The organism is Tenacibaculum amylolyticum, from assembly GCF_964511145.1.
GTDB lineage: Bacteria > Bacteroidota > Bacteroidia > Flavobacteriales > Flavobacteriaceae > Polaribacter > Polaribacter amylolyticum.
The window spans coordinates 1-3,607 of sequence record NZ_CAZEFZ010000015.1 but is presented as its reverse complement, the minus strand read 5'-3'; the positions used below and the strand labels follow the sequence as shown (position 1 = coordinate 3,607).

The window sequence follows — 3,607 nt, the reverse complement described above, 5'->3', positions numbered from 1 at the left end:
TACTTTTACAAACCTAGGAAACTTTAATTCTGGAAGTCATGAAATATTAATGACATTCAGTTTTAGTCAAGAACGATCTAAGTTTGTGAGGTTTTTTTAAATCTTGATTTAGATAAGTCAATTCTTCTTAAAAAAAGAAAGGGGTAAATACCTAGTATTTACCCTTTTTTTATTTAGTAATTTCAAAACTTGTATTTTCATCGAAGAAAAATGAAATTTCAACGATGAAAAAATACCATTGGTCGAAGTTAAGAGGTCTTAATAGACTGTTTTTTTTACTTTTAAATGGGAAGTTAAGATTATTACTTTTTTATTTTAATAACAGGAGGGGGAGCTAAAATATATTAAGTGTATTTTTACACACATTATACCTTATTTGCTTCATAAAGGATTTACAAAACTGAGTAATAATCAATAATAGACAGATGATAGAATGGTAATATGCAGTTATGTGTAATTAAAAACAGATTCATATAAATTTATAAACCATACACACTATGAAGCACAAAGCAAATCTTACAGTTAAAGTCTCCAGAATAAAGAACTCAGGATAAAACTGACCAACTTCACATTAAATAACTACTACTACAAAAAAGAAAATTAAGAGAGTTAGTAAAGGGTGCTAACAGTCTCTTACAGATACATATTCATATAAGATGAATAGAAAGTATGTATAAAGGGGAACACTTGTATGCATACTATAGGGTTTTATTGTCAAAAAATATCTACAAAAATCATACTCAACACACATGGAAAAAAAAATTACTCGATTTTTAAAATTTTCTAAATTCAAGGAAGTCAGGGGGCGAGAACCAGCTTTAATCCTTTGTAGCTTTATGCTACTCTTTTTTATAAGTATAACTAATTATGCCCAAAATAGGGTAGTTCTTAATGGACAGTTTACTAATGCTACGACAGGAATAGTGACAGGGCAAGGAGGTCCAACAGTAGCTGGTCCTCCACAATTAGCCACTACACCATTAGTAGACAATTGGTTTACTTCTGCACCTACAGGACCTGGACCTGGTTTTACACCATTTCCTATAGAGGTTACTTCTGGTACCTTAGGAAATATTACTGGAGGTGTAAATTTTAATGCAAGTGCAGTAGATGGGGCTACAGGTACTGAAGTTCCAGGGAATAACTATATAGAATTGAACGCCTATGTAGCCAGTAGGGTGTATCAATATGTATATATGATAAATGGTGAGTCAATAGAATACCAGTATTATCATGGACGTCGTCAAGGGAACCCTGAGACAGTGCAATTTGCATTGTTTGCAGAGAATGAGACGGCTGCGGTAGCTACACCTCTATATATTATTGATACATCATCATTAACTACGCAAAATACTTGGATAAATAATAAGGGGACATATACTTTCACAGGTCCTACTGGAGTGTATCAAATAGGTTTTCAAGCTACAGCACCAGCAGGTTCATTAGGAAATACGTTAGATGGAGTAGCTATTACGTTAGATCCTATAGTTGAATTATCTGCTTCAACATACAATATAGCAGAAAATAGTTCAGATACACCTAAGTTAAGGGTAAATGGTACAGTAGGAACAGCACAAACTGTTACTTTACAAATAGATGGGGGAACAGCTACTTCTCCTGGAGATTATAGTTTAACAACTACAGTTAATGTTCCTGCAGGAGCTTATTCTTTAGCAGATGAAATAGACATACTCTTAACTTTAGTTAATGATGGAATAGTGGAACCAGATGAAACAGTTGAAATATCTATTTTAAGTGTTTCTTCGTCTTTAATACAAGCAGATGCTAATGGAGATGGAACAAATCAAAATTCTACTATTGTTACCATAACAAATGATGATACTTCTGTATCTATAGCGGCAACAGATGCTGTTAAGGCTGAAGGAAATGCAGGAAATACAGCATTTACTTTTGATGTGACACGTACAGGTGTTACTAGTGGTGCAAGCTCAGTGAATTATGCAGTAGCAGGAAGTGGAGCAAATCCAGCAAACGCTGCAGATTTCGGAGGTTCTTTTCCTAGTGGTACTGTAAATTTTGCTGCAACAGAAACTAGTAAAACAATAACAATAGATGTAAGTGGAGACACCGGCTTTGAATCCAGTGAAGGGTTTACAGTAACTTTGTCTAGTCCTGTTGGTACAGGAATAGGAACTGCTACAGCCACAGGTACTATAACAAATGATGATAATGCTAGTTCCAATTGTAATTTAATAGTAAATGGAGATTTTTCTAATGGAGCAACTAGTTGGGCAGATAGTTTTCCAACTTCTCCAGCTACTGGGCCAATATCTTTTACAAGTGGACCAACTGGAAGAATGGTAAGTAATGTAGATAATGATGGAAACTTACATGCTGGAAATGTAATTTTAAAAAATACGACAGCATTTAATTTAAATGCAGGAACAAATTATACATTTTCCATAGATCAATTTAATACATTAGTAGGAACTAATATAAATTTTGCTTGGGTACTACTAGATAATAGTAATGCAATTGTACAAACAATTGCTTCTTTTCATACAAGAGCAGGAGGAACAGGAACTACACAAATTACAACTGTAGATACAAATTATGATGCTTCTTTTACGGTAGGTGCTACTGCAAGTTACCAATTGGCTCTGGTTTGGGAAGGACAGGAAGATGGAGCAGGAGATGATGTAACTTTCGATAATATTGTATTGCAAGCTACAGGTGCTTCCCCGCCTACAATAACACTTTCATCAAGTGCTTTGAATACAACTTATGGAGATACATCTGTTAATTTAGCGTATACAGGAGTAACAAATAGTCCAAATCAATATAGTATAGATTTTGATACTACTGCAGAAGGGCAAGGTTTTTCAGATGTTACAGCAACTTCGTTACCTGCATCACCAATAGCTATTACAGTACCGTCAACAGCAAATGCAGCAACTTATAATGCAACACTAAGAGTTATTAATTCTGTAACGGGATGTGTAAGTAACGGTACTGCTATTACAATAACTGTAGCTCAAAAAGCATTAACAGTTTCTGTAACAGCAAATAATAAAATATACGATGCTACCACAACGGCAGCAGTTACTTTAGGAAGCCCATCCTTAGTAGGAATTGAGTCAGGAGATGTAGTTACGATTGCAACAAGTCCAACAGCATGGGATTTTGCAAGTATAGATGTTAATACAGGAATTTCAGTAACAGCAACAACGGGTACTTATACCATCACAGGAGCAGATGCTGGAAATTATACGGTTACACAGCCAACAGGCTTAACAGCAAATATTACTCCAAAAGCCTTAACAGTTAATGTTACAGCAAATAATAAAATACATGATGGAAATACAACAGCTACAGTTACTCTAGGAAGTCCAGCATTAGCAGGAGTAGAAGTAGGTGATGTTGTAACAATTGCAACTAGCCCAACAGTGTGGGATTTTGCAAGTTCTAATGTAGGAACGAGTATTTCAGTTACTGCCACAACAGGAAGTTATACTATTGGAGGTACAAATGCAGGGAATTATACAGTTACACAACCAAGTGGTTTAACTGCAGACATTACTCCAGGCCCAGTTTCGAACGGAGCAAATGGAACAGAGATCAGTGCAGCTGATGGTGCAGCAATAGC

The 3,607-nt window shown here is 35.3% G+C and carries 1 protein-coding gene; it reads left to right on the top strand.

The features are described from left to right. Positions 1–749: 749 nt before the first annotated feature. Positions 750–3,607, top strand: a 2,858-nt coding sequence (locus ACKTTC_RS06300; protein WP_408038953.1) for a beta strand repeat-containing protein, incomplete at its 3' end; no start/stop codon positions are given.